Origin of the sequence: Sneathiella sp., assembly GCF_041689005.1 — a bacterium.
Classification (GTDB): domain Bacteria; phylum Pseudomonadota; class Alphaproteobacteria; order Sneathiellales; family Sneathiellaceae; genus Sneathiella.
On sequence record NZ_JBDNHC010000020.1, the window covers coordinates 39,630 to 57,157 of the forward strand.

The 17,528-nt window shown below is 53.3% G+C and carries 13 protein-coding genes; 6 read left to right on the plus strand and 7 right to left on the minus strand.

Annotated elements, in window-relative coordinates; genetic code table 11:
• Positions 1-4: 4 nt before the first annotated feature.
• Entirely contained in the window at positions 5-877 is an 873-nt protein-coding gene (gene purU, locus ACESNI_RS02490) for a formyltetrahydrofolate deformylase (RefSeq protein WP_373084694.1), read from the minus strand.
• 260 nt (positions 878-1,137) lie between these two features.
• Here purU and ACESNI_RS02495 point away from each other — a divergent pair, with 260 nt between their 5' ends.
• Complete coding sequence (locus ACESNI_RS02495; protein WP_373084696.1) at positions 1,138-3,288, plus strand: catalase; 2,151 nt, start codon at positions 1,138-1,140, stop codon at positions 3,286-3,288.
• A gap of 51 nt (positions 3,289-3,339) precedes the next feature.
• On the opposite strand, the gene ACESNI_RS02500 is transcribed toward ACESNI_RS02495, so the two are convergent.
• The 6 genes from ACESNI_RS02500 to ACESNI_RS02525 form a co-directional block, all read right to left on the minus strand.
• A complete protein-coding gene (locus ACESNI_RS02500; RefSeq protein WP_373084699.1) occupies positions 3,340-4,041 on the minus strand; it encodes an acetyl-CoA hydrolase/transferase C-terminal domain-containing protein in 702 nt (233 codons plus the stop codon).
• Positions 4,038-5,186, minus strand: coding sequence for a hypothetical protein (locus ACESNI_RS02505; protein WP_373084701.1), 1,149 nt, complete (start codon positions 5,184-5,186; stop codon positions 4,038-4,040). Before ACESNI_RS02505 ends, ACESNI_RS02500 begins: the two co-directional genes overlap by 4 nt.
• A gap of 3 nt (positions 5,187-5,189) precedes the next feature.
• Positions 5,190-7,271 carry a 3-hydroxyacyl-CoA dehydrogenase NAD-binding domain-containing protein gene (locus ACESNI_RS02510; RefSeq protein ID WP_373084703.1) on the minus strand — a complete coding sequence of 694 codons (2,082 nt, stop codon included), beginning with the start codon at positions 7,269-7,271 and terminating at the stop codon, positions 5,190-5,192.
• Between the two features lies 1 nt (position 7,272).
• On the minus strand, positions 7,273-8,610 hold the full coding sequence (locus tag ACESNI_RS02515; RefSeq protein ID WP_373084705.1) for an acetyl-CoA C-acetyltransferase: 1,338 nt from the start codon (positions 8,608-8,610) through the stop codon (positions 7,273-7,275).
• A 2-nt stretch (positions 8,611-8,612) separates the two neighbouring features.
• On the minus strand, positions 8,613-10,973 hold the full coding sequence (locus tag ACESNI_RS02520; RefSeq protein ID WP_373084707.1) for an acyl-CoA dehydrogenase: 2,361 nt from the start codon (positions 10,971-10,973) through the stop codon (positions 8,613-8,615).
• Positions 10,974-11,064: 91 nt separating this feature from the next.
• Entirely contained in the window at positions 11,065-11,874 is an 810-nt protein-coding gene (locus ACESNI_RS02525) for a hypothetical protein (RefSeq protein ID WP_373084709.1), read from the minus strand.
• Positions 11,875-11,967: 93 nt separating this feature from the next.
• Between ACESNI_RS02525 and ACESNI_RS02530 the strand changes: the two genes are divergently transcribed.
• The 5 genes from ACESNI_RS02530 to ACESNI_RS02550 are packed head-to-tail and all read left to right on the plus strand — an operon-like array spanning position 11,968 to position 17,509.
• Positions 11,968-12,750: an IclR family transcriptional regulator gene (locus ACESNI_RS02530; RefSeq protein ID WP_373084711.1), complete on the plus strand. Its 783-nt coding sequence runs from the start codon at positions 11,968-11,970 to the stop codon at positions 12,748-12,750.
• Positions 12,747-13,745: a thiamine pyrophosphate-dependent dehydrogenase E1 component subunit alpha gene (locus ACESNI_RS02535; protein WP_373084713.1), complete on the plus strand. Its 999-nt coding sequence runs from the start codon at positions 12,747-12,749 to the stop codon at positions 13,743-13,745. The genes ACESNI_RS02530 and ACESNI_RS02535 overlap by 4 nt, the downstream gene beginning before the upstream one ends.
• Positions 13,745-14,722 (plus strand): alpha-ketoacid dehydrogenase subunit beta, encoded by a 978-nt coding sequence (locus tag ACESNI_RS02540; RefSeq protein ID WP_373084715.1) that lies wholly within the window; start codon positions 13,745-13,747, stop codon positions 14,720-14,722. The genes ACESNI_RS02535 and ACESNI_RS02540 overlap by 1 nt, the downstream gene beginning before the upstream one ends.
• Positions 14,722-16,452 (plus strand): thiamine pyrophosphate-binding protein, encoded by a 1,731-nt coding sequence (locus tag ACESNI_RS02545; protein ID WP_373084716.1) that lies wholly within the window; start codon positions 14,722-14,724, stop codon positions 16,450-16,452. Before ACESNI_RS02540 ends, ACESNI_RS02545 begins: the two co-directional genes overlap by 1 nt.
• Before the next feature lie 37 nt (positions 16,453-16,489).
• Entirely contained in the window at positions 16,490-17,509 is a 1,020-nt protein-coding gene (locus ACESNI_RS02550; RefSeq protein WP_373084718.1) for a DctP family TRAP transporter solute-binding subunit, read from the plus strand.
• The last annotated feature ends 19 nt before the right edge of the window (positions 17,510-17,528 follow it).

The following is a 17,528-nucleotide window of genomic DNA, read 5'->3' on the forward strand; positions in this document are numbered from 1 at the left end:
CTGGTTACGCGAAAACAACGGTTTTATGACCGTTGAGCATGACACGGGATTCAAGATGCAGTTTGACCGCCCGGGCAAGAACGCGACTTTCGATGTCCCGGCCCTCCGCGACTAATTCTGTGGCACTGAAGGAATGGGAAATTCGGCTGGTCTCCTGCTCGATGATCGGCCCCTCATCGAGATCAGGTGTCACGTAATGTGCGGTTGCACCAATAAGTTTGACGCCTCGGTCATATGCCTGGTGATACGGCTTTGCCCCTTTGAAGCTTGGTAAAAAGGAATGATGGATATTGATTATTTTGCCGAAGAGCCGGGTTGAAAATTTATCGGAAAGAACCTGCATATAGCGGGCCAGAACCACCAGATCGACATCGGAATCACGGGCAATTTGCAGAAGCTGTTCTTCCTTGGCCGCCTTCGTATCGCGGGTAACCGGAATATGATAAAACGGGATGCCTTCCTGATCCGCGATTTTTTGGGCATCAGTATGGTTGGAGACGATGGCCGCCACCTTTGCTGGCAACCAGCCGACTTTGACCTGATATAGAAGATGCAGCAAGGCATGATCGAATTTCGATACCATGATCAATATATTCGGGGTTTCGGTTTGATCGACAAGATGCGTTTTCATGCCAAACCGGTCAACGACCGGTTTTAAGGCCTTCTCAATGCGGGAGCGCTTGACCTCTTCCGTGGTGGTGAAAGAGATCCGCATAAAGAACTGGTTTGAATCCTGATCCCAAAACTGACTGCTTTCAATAATATTGGCGCCGGTGGCGGCAAGTTCGGTTGCGGTGGCCGCGACAATCCCGGGCTTATCGTCACAGCACAGGGTGAGTGTGAACTGGTTCGAATAGTCTGTTTTTGAAATCAACATTGCAGCCTTATACTTTCGCCAATAGTCCATTAAAATACGGCCTCAGTATTAGTATAAATTTTGGCGCTGAACTAACAAAATCGACACTTTATATCCCGGCGCCGATATGATTGCATATCACGTCAAAGAAGACCTGCGGGAACAAGCCTGCGCGGCCTTCTTCGGCTTTTTAATAATCCCGGAATAAAAGGAACTAACGGGCTCCAGATTGGTTGGTGTTAGGTGACTTCCCGAAGTTGGCTAATGAAGGAGATTGTTTGATGACCGAGTCGCCGAAAAAGGCTGGTGCGAGTGCACCTGCTGCCAAATCTGCAAAACCAAAATTATCCGATCATATAAGTAAGATTGGAGAGGGCGGTGAATATCATCAGACCGCCGAGGGAGATACTCCTGTTCTTACCACGGCTCAGGGCGGACCCGTTTCAGATGATCAAAATTCACTGAAGGTGGGAGATCGCGGGCCAACTCTCATGGAAGATTTTCATTTCCGCGAGAAAATTTTCCATTTTGATCATGAACGCATTCCAGAGCGGGTAGTGCATGCGCGCGGCTATGGCGCCCACGGCTATTTTGAAACATTAAATCCCATACCTGAATATACGAAGGCCGATATATTCCAGAGAAAAGGTGAAAAAACGCCTTTATTTGTTCGCTTTTCCACCGTTGCCGGAAGCAAGGGATCAGGAGATCTCGCCCGTGATGTCCGTGGCTTTGCCGTGAAATTCTATACCAAGGAGGGAAACTGGGACATTGTCGGGAACAATATGCCGGTCTTTTTTATTCAGGATGCCATAAAGTTCCCCGATCTCATTCATTCCGTGAAAGCGGAGCCGGACCGGGGTTTTCCCCAGGCCCAGTCAGCCCATGATAATTTCTGGGATTTCATCAGCCTGACCCCTGAGGCCATGAACATGATCATGTGGGTGATGTCGGACCGGGCAATTCCGAGATCCTTCCGCTTCATGGAAGGCTTCGGCGTTCACACGTTCCGTCTTGTGAACGCGGAAGGCAAGTCGACCTTTGTCAAGTTTCACTGGAAGCCCAAGCTGGGCATGCAATCGGTTGTCTGGAACGAGGCGTTGAAAATAAACGGCATGGATCCTGATTTCCACCGCCGGGACCTCTGGTCAGCGATCAAGGCGGGAGACTTCCCGGAATGGGAATTACATGTTCAGCTTTTTGATGATGAATTTGCTGAAAAATTTGAATTCGATATTCTTGATCCGACCAAGCTCATACCGGAAGAGGATGTCCCAACGATTTGCGTGGGCCGCATGGTCCTTGACCGGATGCCCGATAACTTTTTTGCGGAAACCGAGCAGGTGGCGTTTATGACGCAAAATGTTCCGCCCGGGGTTGATTTCTCGAACGACCCGTTATTGCAGGGTCGCAATTTTTCGTATCTTGATACGCAGATTAAACGCCTTGGCAGCACCAATTTTTCACAGCTGCCAATAAACGCGCCGAAATGCCCCATGCATCATTTCCAGCAGGATGGCCATATGGCCTATCGGAATGTTGAAGGGCGTGCGAATTATCAACCGAACTCCTGGGGAGAAGGGCCGCGAGAGAACCCGGAAAAGGGCTTTACCTCCTACCCCGCAGTGGAGGAGGGCGCGAAACGTCGTGTCCGTTCGGAAACATTTTCAGATCATTACAGTCAGGCCCGTCAGTTCTTTATCAGCCAGACGACATCGGAACAGAACCATATTGTCGATGCATTGGTGTTCGAACTGAGCAAGGTCGAGAACCCAGACATCCGCTCGCGGGTGGTGGCGCATTTACTGAATATCGACAAAGATATGGCGAAATCTGTTGCCCTGAATCTGGGCCTAGACGATTTGCCGGAGCCGGCGAAGGCCGCGATGGCAACCCGCGATGATCTCAAGCCATCCGATGCCCTTTCCATTCAGAAAAACGGACCGGGTTCTTTTTCCGGTCGTAAGCTTGGAATACTAGTCACGGAGGGTGTCGACGGCAAGTTATTCAAGACACTTAAAAAAGCAGCGGAAGGTGCCGGCGTGGTCGTCGAGGTTGTGGCGCCTACCGTGGGCGGGGTTAAAGACAGTGACGGCAAACATATTGAAGCAATGCATAAGATTGAAGGCGGGGCTTCTGTCGTGTTCGATGCCATCGCCGTTCTCGGGACCGCGGACAATGCCAAGAAGCTAGCCGGAGAGGCAACGGCCCAGGATTTTGTCAGTGATGCATATGCTCATCTCAAATTCATTGCATACAATAAGGGGGCGGTACCCTTGTTCGACGCGGCCGGCATCAAAGATGTCATGACCCAGGATAACGGGTTTCATCAGGTAAGTGATAAAACGAACGTCGAGGCCTTCCTGAAGGCCTGTGGGGATTTACGGCTTTGGGCGCGTGAAAAGAGCGTGCATCTTCGTAAAACCGAGTGATCCGAACAGATCTCCGGTGGTGCGAAAAAGCACCGCCGGAGCTCTCTTTTGTTAGGAAGAGCTGGTCCTGTGCAAGGCACCCATAAGCAATTTTTGAAGAATAAACTCTTTGAGGCTGCTCGGGTCTTTCAATTTCATTCTGTCCAGCGCGTCACATTCGACCGGCTCCTTTATGCCCTTCAAGCCCGTGACAAACAAATTGAGCAGCGCACGTTTTGAATGGGAGTTGTTTTTTAAATGGTCTAATGCTGGCAACAATCGCTGTTCAGTGGGCGTAAAGTCTGTGCCGAAAGGGAATTCCGGTAAAATTCCGTCATTCCGTGCCGGGAGTAGTGCTTGCGTTATGTGGTCCGGGGTGTTGGATTCATGCTTTTCCGGAATTTTCCAAGCCCGGCCAATTTTGCCCGCTACCTGCGCATTCTGCAGCAAATCCTCCTGAAAGCGGGAATCGGCAATGCAAATAAGGGCTGCAATCGTCTCAGCATCGCTTTTGCCCCTTACATCAGCGATTCCGTATTCCGTTACGATAATGTCCCTGAGATGCCAGGGGATCGTTTCATGCCCGTAAGACCAGACGATATTGGAAATGGTCTTTCCTTTATGGGTTCTGGTGGCGTCCACGGTCATAATCGAGCGCGCGCCGTCAAGCGCAAATGCCTGGGAGACGAAGTTATATTGCCCGCCAACACCGCTGACAACGGCGCCGTCCTCCAACGCATCAGAAATAACGGCACCGAGAAGGGTCACTTTCATGGCGCTGTTAACAAAGCATGCCTTTTCCGCGCCTGCCGCTTGTTTTCCTCATCCCCGTAAATCTCGTTGGTAAAGCTGACGGGCTTCATTTGGAACCGGGCACGCTCTGCTTCAGACATGGCGTGTAGCTTTTTATAGAAATCCCGGCAATCGACAAAGAAGCCACCATGGAGGACGACGCCGTCAATTTCTCGTTTCAGGATACCGGCACTGGCCAACTGTAAAAAGCCGTCAACGAACATTTCACTGACACCATATAATCCCTCTTCAAAAGCTGTATCGTAACGTGGCGCTTCGCCGGACAGATTTTTGCACAGACTTTGAAACTGCCTATGATCTGTATGACGTAAAATAAGCGCCCGGGTTACCGCATCGCTGATGGACCCGATCCCGATTTGCAATGTCCCGCCGTCCTGAACCAGGCTGGCCACCCGCAGGCCGACGGCCTGGGCGGGAAGGCTGACCGGACGCTTGGGCACGGAATAGAGTTCAAAATCCGTGTCGGGACCGTCCAGTAGAAAATCTATCTCTTCCGCAGGAAGTTCGGCATCCCCATACATAAACGGCAGTTCGCTGTTTATCTGGCCAGCGAAAACGAATTCACATTTTCCCACCTGCCGCGCCTTTAACAGGTCCGGGGTGATATCGGGATTGCAACTGAGGCTATAAGCATCGTCATGTCGGGTGATCAGTTGGGCAATGACATTGACGCCCTGTGCCAGAAGAAGCGGCAGAACATGGGTATAATTGGCCGGAATATAGTTTTGCTGAGCGGCAGGGACGGACAGCCAACTGCCCGCCAGAAAGAAGAATTCATTCACCGTTATATTATCGGGGAGCTGCCTGTTTCTCAACAGGGTCGCGTAGGTCAGGACAGGGTATTCCCCGAAAAGCCGTGAACGGGCAGGTTCGAGGAACCGGCGGGCTAAGTCACTGTCCGCGCGGGGAAACTCCAGGGTCAGTGCCGTCAATATTTTAAGTTCTATGGTGCTGTCCCGTAACGCAAGGTCCACCAGAGCATTGGCAATATGGCAGGCCTTCCCGAGCCCAAGCGGAAGAGCGAGGACGATTTTTTTTCCGATTTTTTTAACAATTGCGGCAGCGAGTTTTCCCGGATCCTTGTAACTGGATATATCTGCAGTCAAATCCTATACGTCCTTCCAGCCGTTATCCGGTGTAAACCTTTCGCCATGTTTATCCACGAGCCGTCGCAGCGAGGTGACAACGTCGTCAATTCCCCGCGTTCGTGCATAGTGCAAGGGCCCGCCGCGGAACGGGGCAAAGCCGGTCGCGAATATCATGGCGGCATCGAGTTGATCGGTATCCGCAACAACGCCTTTACGATAACATTCCACGCAGGCATTGAGCATGGGTAAGATCAGACGGTCAATTATTTTATTATCGGATCTTGCGCTGGACGATCCGCTTTTTTGTATCTTGCCCGACTTCCAGTGATAAAAGCCTCTTCCCGTTTTTCTGCCAAGCTCCCCGCTTTTCACCTTGTCGCGGAACCAGGCCGGGACGGGGGCTATGGCTATGCCATCGGCATCTGACAACATATCGGCAACATCGAGACAAATATCCAGTCCGACCTGGTCTGCCAGTTCCACCGGACCCATGGGCATGCCAAACGCTATCGCCGCGTCATCTATCACTTCTTTCGGCAATCCTTCATCCAGCATGATAATCGCTTCGACCAGATACGGCGCCAGGGCACGATTTACCAGAAATCCCGGGTGGCTTGTGACAGGTACGGGCAGTTTTCCGATTTCAGTTGCAAGGGACAGTATTTTATTCTGAACTTCCTCGCTGGTATTCTCGTGACGAACTACTTCTACCACCATCATCTGGGATACGGGATTGAAGAAATGCAAACCGGAAAATTGTTGCGGCCGTTTTAATCCTTTAGACAGGTCTTCGAGCGGGATACTGGAGGTGTTGCTGGCGAGGATCGCCGTTTTTTTCATCAGCGGCTCTATCACTTTATAAAGCTTCTTCTTGATTTCGAGGTTTTCCGGAATGGCTTCGATCACCAGATCTGCCTGCCGCACGGCATGGTTGTCGAGATCCGGGACAAAGCGGTCCATGGCATCACGGGTTTCAATACTGGACTTGTGCTTGCTCTGACAGAGGCGGCGCAGGTTCGTTAGCGCCTGTCCAATCGGGTCGGGCTTCTGATCCGAAATCGTGACATGAAACCCTTGCATGGCGCACCAGCCGGCGATGTCGCCACCCATGGCGCCGGCGCCTATAACATGGATATTCCGGATGTCTGATGTCGATTTGGACAAATCCTTTAGCTTCTGCTGTAAAAAGAAAACCCTGATCAGGTTTTGGGCAGTGTCCGTGGTCAGCAGTTTAGAGAAGGATTTAATTTCGGCTCTCTGCATTGCATCGCGGTTGCCGCCGTGGTCTTCCCAAAGATCAATCAGGGCATACGGGGCAGGGTAATGGCGGGAGGGCGCTTTTTTCTCGCTCATCCGCCGCATTTTGATCGCCGCCAGACTGCGGGCCGGGCGTAAATTCATGATTGATTGGACCACGCCCGGATCACGGGGCTTCACATCACCGGAGATCATTGCCCGGATGGCAGCGTCCACATGCCGTTCTTCCGTCAGGACATCAACAAGTCCGCGTTCTGCTGTCTGGCGCTCATGCGCGGGGCGTCCCGTCAGCATCATTTCGAGGGCCGTGACCGGACTGATCAGTTCGGTTAGCCGAAATGTTCCACCCATTCCCGGATGCAGGCCGAGAAGAATTTCGGGAAATCCCATTTGCAGGTTTTTTTCAACACCGATGCGCTTGTCGCAGGCAAGGGCGAGTTCCAGTCCGCCGCCAAGGCAATGCCCATGGATAACTGCAATGGTCAGGGTATCCAGACGGTCCAGGCGATCTATGACGTCATGGGCCTTCTTTAAGCTGACTGCTATGTCAGCATCGCTGTATTCCTTGAATTCGCGAATATCTGCGCCTGCACAAAATCCCTTTTCCTTGGCAGATCGGATGACAAGCGCGACCGGTAAATCCGCTTCAACTTTGCCGATAATTTTTTCAAGTTCAAACAGAACATCGGAAGACAACACATTGGTTTCACTGTCATCTTTATCCAAAAATAGCGTCAATATTTTTCTGTCCGCGTCGTAGTCCCTGCGCCAGTTCTTGTAATCGCCTTTCGGTGGCAATGAGTCTACCGGCCATGCCTCAATTTTTTCCAGCACCCCTTGTGACATTTTATGCCCTCTCAATCAGCATGGCGCCGCCTTGGCCACCGCCAATGCACTCACTGGCAATTCCAATTTTCTTATCCAGCCGCTTGAGAGCGTTCGCCAGATGTAGAACAATGCGGTTCCCGCTCGTGCCCACCGGATGGCCAAGGCTGATCGCGCCGCCATCGATATTAAGTTTGCGCCGGTCCAATGATCCTAGAGCACCGTCCAGTGAGAGAATATCCCGACAGAATTCATCATCTTCCCAGGCTTTCAGACAGGCGAGAACCTGCGCGGCGAATGCCTCGTTTATTTCCCAGATATCGATGCTATTCAGATCAAAGCCGTGCCGGGTCATAATGCTGGACGCGCTGAGAACCGGGCCCAGCCCCATGATCGACGGATCGAGCGCTGACCATTCACTATCGCGGATGATGGCCAAAGGTTCGAGTTTGTATTTCTTGACGGCCTCTTCAGACGCGAGAATGACCCAGGAGGCCCCGTCCGTGATCTGAGAGCTGTTGCCGGCCGTCACCTTCCCATAGGGGCGTTCAAAGACTGGCGAGAGGCTGGCAAGCTTGTCGATTGACGTATCCGGCCGCACGCCATCGTCGTTTTCGTATATTGCGCCGTTACTTGCAAAGGCGGTCTCTACCTCACCTTTAAGAAATCCTTTCTCCTGAGCTCTGGCGAGCCGCATATGACTGGTTACCGCATATTGATCCGCCTCCGTTCTTGAGACATCAAAAAGATAGGCAAGCTTTTCCGCGGTCTGTCCCATATTCAAGTCTACGATAGGGTCGGTGAGCCCACGTTCCAGTCCGATAACCGGTTTAAAATAGGATGGCTTAATCGTGGCAAATGTCTTTAACTTGTCAGTGAGGGACTTTGATTTGGATAAAGCGGCAAACCATGCAACGGCATTTTGCCGAAACAGGAGTGCGGCATGGCTCAGGGCTTCCGCGCCGCCCGCGAGTATCAGGTCGGAGGCGCCAGAGCGAATATATTTATATGCTGTATCAATGGATTGCATGCCCGATCCACAATTTATCTGGACCGTAAAAGCGGTCATATCCACTCCCATCCCGAGGCGGAGGGCGGCGACACGGGCCGGGTTCATTTCCTCGGCGATGACATTGACGCAGCCCAGAATAACCTGATCAAAATCTTGAGCGGGGATGGGCTGGCGTAACAAGAGGGGCCGTCCGCATTGGACCGCCAGATCTACCGGCGTGAAGGGGCCGGGTTCTCCCCGCGCTTTTATGAACGGTGTACGGGCGCCGTCAACAATGTAAACCGGCCGGAAGCTGTCCGGCGTACGGTTTTCATTGGAATTATCCTTGCGGGCGGCTGGTCGCGCCATGCTCAGTCCTCAGATGCTTTTTTAGGTGAAAACTCTTCCGCTGCAAAGTCATCAACTGCGATGACCTTTGACACAGCAATTTCCATTTCTTGCAAACTTTTGGCTTCTTCGTTGGTTAAAATGTCGTTTTGAACCGCTTCTTCAACGCTGCGCATACGCGCTTTTTTCATTTTCTCCCTCAAGGACGCCGTTTCTGTTACGAGCTTAAAGGTATGCTCGAGGTCATGGACTGGCTCACCCGCAGATCCTTTATCCAGTCCCTGGGTCAGGCGGTCGCGCTGCTTGGACGGTTTCAGCAATATATCAGCACAGATTTTTATCAATTCATCTGACGGCCCCTTTAGGTTTGGCCCAAAGGGGTGCGTCACCAGACAGACGAACCACGCAATCGGACGGTTCGGCAGGTTTCTCAAAATTTCGACATATCGCATCTCGATTGTCCGAAACCCCTGTTGCAGGCAATAGTCTACAAGCGGTAGGTCCTCCGCCAGAGCACCTTCGTCTTGCCAGCGTTTCAGGACCGCAGATAACAAATATAATTCAGAAAGGATGTCTCCGAGGCGAGCAGACAGCATTTCCTTGCGTTTCAGGCTGCCGCCGAGCGTGAGGAGCGCCATATCCGCCAGCAAGGCAAAACAGGCAGCATGACGGCTCAATCTTTTATAATATGACCGGACGTTGACAGGTACGTCGGGGGCGGGGGCGAATATCGCGCCCGTCCAGCTCCGCAGCCACGCCCGGCCCAGCGTTTTCACGCTATGTCCGACATGACCCCAGAACGCGTCATCGAATTCTTTCAGGGATATTTCTTTGTCGCTCTCCTCAAGCGCCAGCATCTCCTTGAGCAGCCAGGGATGACAGCGAATGGATCCTTGACCAAAAATAATCATGTTGCGGGTCAGGATATTGGCGCCTTCAACGGTAATACCGACAGGTAGCGCCCGGTATAGATTACCAAGGTAGTTCGACGGACCGTCAATAACCGCCTTGCCGGCGTGAACATCCATTGCATCTATCACGGATTCCCGCATCCGGTATGTGGCATGGGCTTTCATGATGGCCGAGATCACTGCGAGTTTGCGGCCTTCATCGAGACCCGCGCAGGTCAGGCGTCTGGCTGCATCCAGCAGATAGGCATTTGCGGCGAGACGCCCCAGCCGGACCTGTATGCCTTCGAATTTACCAATTGGAATGCCAAATTGCTCGCGAATGCGGGCGTAGGCCCCGGTTGTGCGCGCCGTAAACGCTGTTCCGGCGGCGGAAAGGGACGGCAAAGAGATGCCCCGGCCAGCGGCAAGCGCCGCCATCAGCATTTTCCAGCCTTTGCCAATTTGCTTTTCGCCGCCGATGATATGGTTCATCGGAATGAAAACATCGGTGCCTGAGTTTGGCCCGTTTTGAAACATCTGATAGGAGGGAAGATGCCGCCTGCCGATCTCGACTCCCTTAAGGTCGGTTGGAATAAGGGCGACCGTAATACCCAATTCCTCTTCATTTCCAATAAGATGATCGGGGTCGTTCAGTTTAAACGCGAGTCCAAGCACAGTGGCGACCGGTCCCAATGTGATGTATCGCTTATGCCAATTGAGGCGGATGCCGGTGACTTCCTTGCCCTGCCAGGTCCCTTTGCAAATAACGCCGGTATCGGTCATTGCCGAGGCGTCGGACCCGGCTTCGGGGCTTGTCAGGCCAAAGCACGGGATTTCCGTGCCGTCACTCAGCCGTGGTAGCCAAAAATCCTGCTGCTCCTTGGTTCCGAACTGCATGAGCAATTCTCCCGGACCGAGAGAATTTGGAACCATCACCGTGACGGAGCCAACAATCGACCGGCTGGCTATTTTGCGGATAATCTCTGAATTTGCATAGGCGGAGAATTCCAGGCCGCCATATTCCTTGGGGATGATCATTGCAAAAAATTTGTTGGCCTTCAAGAAATCCCAGACTGGCGGCGGCAGGTCCTTGAGCTCTGAATTAATTTCCCATTCGTTGAGCATCCCGCATAATTCCTCCGCCGGTCCGTCGAGAAATGCCTGCTCTTCGTCGGATAATTTTGCCGGGGGGGTCGCCAGAAGTTTTGACCAGTCGGGATTGCCAGAGAACAAATCAGCGTCCCACCAGACATCGCCGGCTTCCAGAGCTTCGCGCTCCGTATCGGACAGGCCAGGTAATGCCTTTTGCGCCCATTTATATATCGGCTTCGTCAATATCTGTTGGCGTATACTTGTAATACTCATGGCTTGTATTTTTATACTTATCCTAGATGTAAGTGCTCTAAAACTACCGAAAAATGGTGATATTCCAATAGGACGAAATTTATTTGCATTGTTAAGCCAGAAAATAAGCCAACCTGTATGCACTAACATTATAGATAGGGTGATTGTTCCAATAAAAAACTTCTGTGGTGATTTTTATTTATTGACTTAACCTTTGGGTAAACTAACCACTCAGTCCTGTTCAGGAGGCTGGTATTTCTAGCTTTGCAATCCAGTCTTTAAGGTAAGTTCCGACGTCCGCTCCCCGTTGAGACGCAAGATCATTCGCTTTGGAAATAATGCCGGTTTCAAAACTGGAACGGGCATCGCCGATCCTGGCGGTCTCATGGGACACGGTAACTGCGACAACTCCCTGCGCGTCGAGTGCCGGCAAGCGGGTGGTTCCAGCCTGGTTCTCGGCCATTCCCGCGTCATTGAAAACGGCGATCCGGGCGACAGTTTTCAGGGCGCGGGCCGGATCGCCGCCAATCAGTCCGCCATGTGATCCTGTGATTATTATTCTGTTCGCGTCATCCGCCGTGACTAGAGAAGCCGAATCCACCAACAATAATCGTTGTCCGCCTTCTTCCAGCGTAAGTTCATGCCTTGATTCCTGAACTGGCGGTAACGTGCCGATGGGCATCTCTGCCGCCTCCAGCGCCAGCAACGCCGTCCGGACAGGCATGCCGGACAGAACACCGAGGGCGGCCGCTGCCGAGTTGACGACACTTATAATACCGTGGTCATAGGCATCTCGGGCAGAACCTATCCGGGCACTATGACAATCGATTGCCGCCGCTGCCATGCCGACATTGGCAAGAGCCAGAACTCCGGCCACACCCGCCTGATCGAGACCAATTCCAGCATCATAAAATAACACGGCGCGAATGCCTGCGGCGGAGGCGAGAGCGGCAGGGTACAGGCCCCCGTGGGAACCAGAGATACCGATACGGCCCTGATGTGTTTGATCAGCGTCGGTGATGGAATCCAGAAAAAATGTTTTTTTTATCATGAACCGAACCTTACAACTCTTGACTCTTTGCTACAATCGTTTCAAATAATACCACAATAAATTCCGATAAACGGAATAATTGCGGGAGGGGTGATGACAAGTCTATTGGCACCAAAAGGCTCAATAGCACGTGCAGCACGCGTTTTGGATGTTCTGTCCATGACGCCGGACGGAGCTGACCTTACCGAAATCATGGCCCGGTCAAATTTCAGCAAAACAACTACTTTTCGGGTTCTTGCGTCTCTTCGTGATATTAATTATGTCGTTCAGGATCCGGCAAGCCGGATTTACAGGCTGGGTTCGAAGCTATCCAATCTCGCCCGTACCGCTGAGCGTCTCGACGTCGCAGCGCTTGGTGAGCGCGGCATGATGCGCTTGACGGATATGTCGGAAGACACGGTTTTCCTGTCCGTCCCGGAGGGCGCAACGGCCGTGTGTGTCAAACGCCACGTCGGTGCCTTCCCCATCCGGACTTTGACCCTGGATGTTGGCGACCGTCGACCCCTGGGTGTTGGCGCTGGATCCCTTGCCTTGTTTTGCTCCCTGACAGAAGCCCAAAGGGCCACTATGTGCCGGGTAAACCGGAATTGGTTGGCCGATTACAAGGTCACGGAAGAAGACCTGTTGTCGGATTACGCGTTTTTCCGGAAAAACGGATACGCTTTTAACCAAGGCCGGGTCGTCAGCGGCATGAGCGCGGTCGGCGTCCCGGTAATATTGACGGGCAATCGCTTGGTTGCGGCCCTTGCCATTGGCGCCATTGATGACCGGATGGCCCAATCACGGATAGATGAGCTATTATTGCCGGGCCTGATCCGGGAGGCGGCCCGACTTGCTGAAAAATTAAATGAATTGGAACGGGGGCAGGATTTATGACGTCTGCAGGCCATAATTTCGAACGCGGTCGGTTGCTATTGCAAATGATGGAGCGTATTCGCGCATTCGAGGAACAGGCATGTCTGGCGGCGGAGCGGGATAAGCTGGTGCTTGGCGCCATTCATCCGTCCATAGGTCAGGAAGCCGTCGCCGCAGGTATCATGCATAATCTGACCCGGGAGGATATTTTGCTCTCCACCCATCGCGGTCACGGACATACTCTCGCGAAGGGAGCCGATTCTCTGGCGATGATGCGGGAATTGCTCGGCCGCGAAGGGGGATGCTGCGGTGGTAAGGGCGGGTCCATGCATATTGCCGATTTCAGTGTTGGAATGCTCGGCGCCAATGGCGTTGTTGCGGCAAATATTACAATTGCCGCCGGGGCAGCGCATGCCATACGGCTGAAGGGTGATAAAAGAATTGTTGTTGATATCTTTGGCGATGGCGCCGTCAATCGCGGACCCTTTCTGGAAGGGCTCAACTGGGCGGCGGTCTTTAAACTACCGATACTTTTTGTGTGTGAAGACAATCAATATTCAGCCACGACCAGAACTTCGTCGATGACAGCGGGCGAGGGGGCTGGGGCCCGCGCGGTTGCCCTTGGTATGCGGTCAACGACGGTAGATGGGAATGACGTTGAGGCCGTTGCCGATAGCATGGCCGGAATTACCGCGCGGTTGCGGGCTGGTGGTCCGCCCGAATTCCTGCACGCCATAACATACCGGCGGACAGGCCATACCTCCTTCGATCCCGCCGTCTATCGCCCTAAGGGTGAACCGGAAATCGAGGAAAAGAAAAACGATCCAATTGCCCGGCAACAGGCGGTCCTGATTGCGGCGGGCATGACGGAGGCGGATATGCGGTCCCTTCATGCCGACGCGCAAGCGGAAATGGTCGAGGTTCTGAAGAAAGCTGCCGCCACGGCTTTTCCCGATAACAGCACGGCATTTATGGATGTACAGGACATTGGTAGTCCTGCGCTGGAGGCCTTCTAATGCCAAGTTTAAGTTACAAGGATGCAGGCCTTGAGGCCGTCCGCCATTCCATGCAGTCAGACCCGGATGTTTGGTGCGTTGGCGAGGATCTGGGACGGGGCGGGGTTTTCGGCCAGTATAAAGGATTGCGCGAGGAATTCGGCGAGGCACGGATTTCTGATGCCCCGATTTCTGAGGCGGCAATCATGGGAGCTGCTTTCGGGGCGGCAATGATGGGCACACGGCCCATTGTTGAAATGCGGTTTTCCGATTTTGCTCTTTGTGCCACGGATGAATTGGTCAACCAGATTGCAAAAGCTCGCTTCATGTTCGGCGGGCAGTCCCGCGCGCCGATGGTCATTCGCAAGCCGATGGGACTTTGGCGGTCGTCGGCCGCCCAGCATTCGCAGTCACTGGAGAGCTGGTATGCTCATATTCCGGGCCTAGTCGTTGCCTGTCCCGGCACCCCGCAGGATAATTATTCAATGCTCAAGGCGGCCATCGCCTGTGATGATCCAGTCGTTTATCTGGAACATAAGGGGATTTGGGAGCTGGAAGGCGAAGTTGATTTTTCAGAAACCTATGAATTCGGTGCCGCGAGGACAAGATGCGCTGGCACCGATGTGACAATCGTGAGCTGGTCGAATACGGCAAATATTGCGGTTGATGCCGCTAAGGCGCTGGCCGATACGGGGATCAGCGCCGAGGTGATTGACCTTCGCAGTCTCTGGCCTTGGGATAAGGCTGCGGTGTTGAAAAGTGTCGAGAAGACAGGGCATCTGGTCGTGGCCCATGAATCTGTGGCCGTCGGCGGATTCGGCGCGGAAATTGTTGCGACGGTCGCCGAGAAGGGCGGCCATTTTCTCAAAGGACCGGTTCGTCGGCTTGGCGCGCCACGGTCCCTTGTCTCTTACGCTCCCAATCTCGAAGATATGTTACGGGTTACCTCTAAAATGATTGCCACAGCGGCACAGGAAACACTGGAAAAGGCGGATTGATGCTTAAGAATGAAATGATGGGGGGTGAGGCACTGGTTCGGATGTTGCTGGCTCATGGGGCCGGCCCGATGTTTGGAATGGGGGGCTTTCAGTTGCTTCCTTTCTATGATGCCGCACGCCGTCTTGGCCTCAATCATAATCTGATTAACGACGAGCGTTGCGCTGTTTTTGCCGCCGACGCTTATGCGAAGGTATCGAACAGGGTCGGGCTGGTCGATGCAACGCTTGGGCCTGGAGCGACAAATCTTGTCACCGGACTTGTGGAAGCCTTAAATGCGGGATCGCCCATCGTTGCGATCATCGGCGATGCGCATCGTGATCATGCAGGCAAGAATATGACGCAGGAGACCGACCAGGTTTCCATTCTGCGTCCGGCCTGCAAGGAGCTGCTTAAAATTGAGGCCGTGCACCGTATTCCGGAAATCATGCGCCGGGCGTTTGCCATAGCAACCTCGGGTCGGCCTGGTCCCGTTGTCGTGAATGTGCCTGAAGATATTGCACATGGAACCTATAATTTCGAGCCGGAGGACTTTGAGGTCGAGGCTGCCCATTGCGCGATGCCCGCGCTCCGATGTCGTCCGGATGCGGAAATGGCGGCAAAGGCAGCGGATATGATCGCGGCGGCAAAACGCCCGATGATCCTGTGCGGCGGCGGTGTTCATATTTCCGGCGCGTGCGATGCAGTCACGACCCTCGCTGAAAGCTGCAGCATTCCGGTTGCTCATACGCTGACGGGAAAGGGGGCCATCGCCTGTTCCAACCCCCTTAGTGCCGGGCTTTTCGGGCGCTATGACCGGATCGCGAACGACATGATCGCACAAAGTGACTGTTTGCTTGTTGTTGGCTGTAAACTTGGTGAGATTGCGACTAAACGCTACACTATTCCCGAAGCCGGGACACCGGTAATCCATCTTGATATCGTTGCCGAGGAAATGGGCCGGACGTTTGAGCCCGCCCTTAAATTGTGGGGCGATGCGAAAGCCGGATTGAGTGATTTGAGCTCCCTGCTTGAAAGTCGGTCAGCGGACCAGCGGTGCGCGCGACAGGCCTATATCGCCGAGGTGCCGAAGAAAATGGAGGCTTGGCGCAAGGATGTGTCAGAGCGCTTAAACTCTGATGAAACGCCGGTTCATATGGCCAGGCTGATTACAGAAATCAACAAACTGTTGCCCGATGACGGATATCTGGTTGCAGATGGAGGGTTTGCGGCCCATTGGGGCGGCTTGCTGTTTGACACCAAGAAAGCAGGACGGAGCTTTGTTCCGGATCGCGGATTTGCCTCGATTGGGTACGGCCTTCCGGGCGCCATGGGTGTTCAGCTTGCGGCGCCGGACTCTGTCGTGATCGGTCTAACCGGCGACGGCGGTTTCAATATGGTGCTGGGGGAATTGGAAACTGCCCGTCGCATGGGCCTTGGCGTCACCATCGTCGTCGTCAATAACGCCGCCTCCGGATATGTGAAAGCGTTACAGCATTTGATGTTTGGCGACGGTGCCTATCAATCGTCGGAGCTTTCCGAGACCAATTATGCAAATGTCGCCAATGCAATGGGCTGTCACGGTATTCGTGTTGAGTCACCGGATCAGCTTGAAGCGGCATTACAGAGTGCCTTTGCAGAAAAGGGCCGCCCGAGTGTTGTCGATGTTGTGGTCACGCGAGACCCCGCAAGGATGCTTCCTGCGGTGGATAATAGGACCGTTCAGGTCAAAAAAGGGGACCGTGTGGCGTAAAGGCACGGTGCCATATAATAAAGGGAAGGATGTTAAAATGAAACTTTATGCGTTATTAGCGACCGTGTTAGTCGGCGTTGCGAGTATCTCGCCGACGTTTGCGGCAGACTATAAATCCGAATACAAGGTCTCCACCGTTGTTCCCGCGCCATTTCCGTGGGGACTGGCCGCTGACAAATGGATCGAGCTTGTCCGGGAAAGAACGGATGGCCGGGTTAATATGAAGGCTTATCCGGGTACGCAGCTCGTCGCCGGGGAACAGACCAAGGAGTTTACGGCAGTGCGCCGTGGGGCCATTGATATGTCCGTCAGCTCGACCATTAACTGGTCGCCGCAAATTCCGGAAATGAATATCTTTGCGCTGCCGTTCCTGATCCCGGATTATAAGGCGATGGATGCTCTGACCGGCGGACCGGTTGGCGAGAAACTCTTCGAGATTGTACGCTCAAAAGACGTGGAACCGCTGGCATGGGCAGAAAACGGTTTCCGCGAACTGACGAACTCCAAGCGCGAAGTGCATACGCCAGCAGATCTCGAAGGCATGAAAATCCGGGTTGTCGGATCGCCGTTATTCAACGATATCTTCACGGCATTCGGCGCCAATCCGGCACAGATGAGCTGGGCGGATGCCAAGCCGGCCCTGACCACCGGTGCGGTTGACGGCCAGGAAAACCCGCTGACGATTTACACCATAGCCAAAATGCATTTGGTGGGCCAAAAATATGTCACGGCTTGGGGATATGTCGCCGATCCGTTGATTTTCGCCGTAAGCCATAAAGTCTGGAAAGACTTTACGCCTGAAGATCAGGAGATCATCCGTCAGGCAGCAGTCGAAGCCGGGGCGTACGGGATTGAAGTCGCACGTACGGGCCTGAAAAATGGGGATGACACCCTTTATAAAGAACTTGAAGGGCTCGGCGTTACAGTCACCCACCTGAATGACGATGAACGTCAGCAATTTGTTGATGCGACGCGTGATGTCTATGCCAAATGGACGGACATCATCGGTCCGGATCTGGTCAAATCGGCAGAAGAAAGTGTCGCGAATAGCAGGTAGAAAAATTGTTGAATAATCG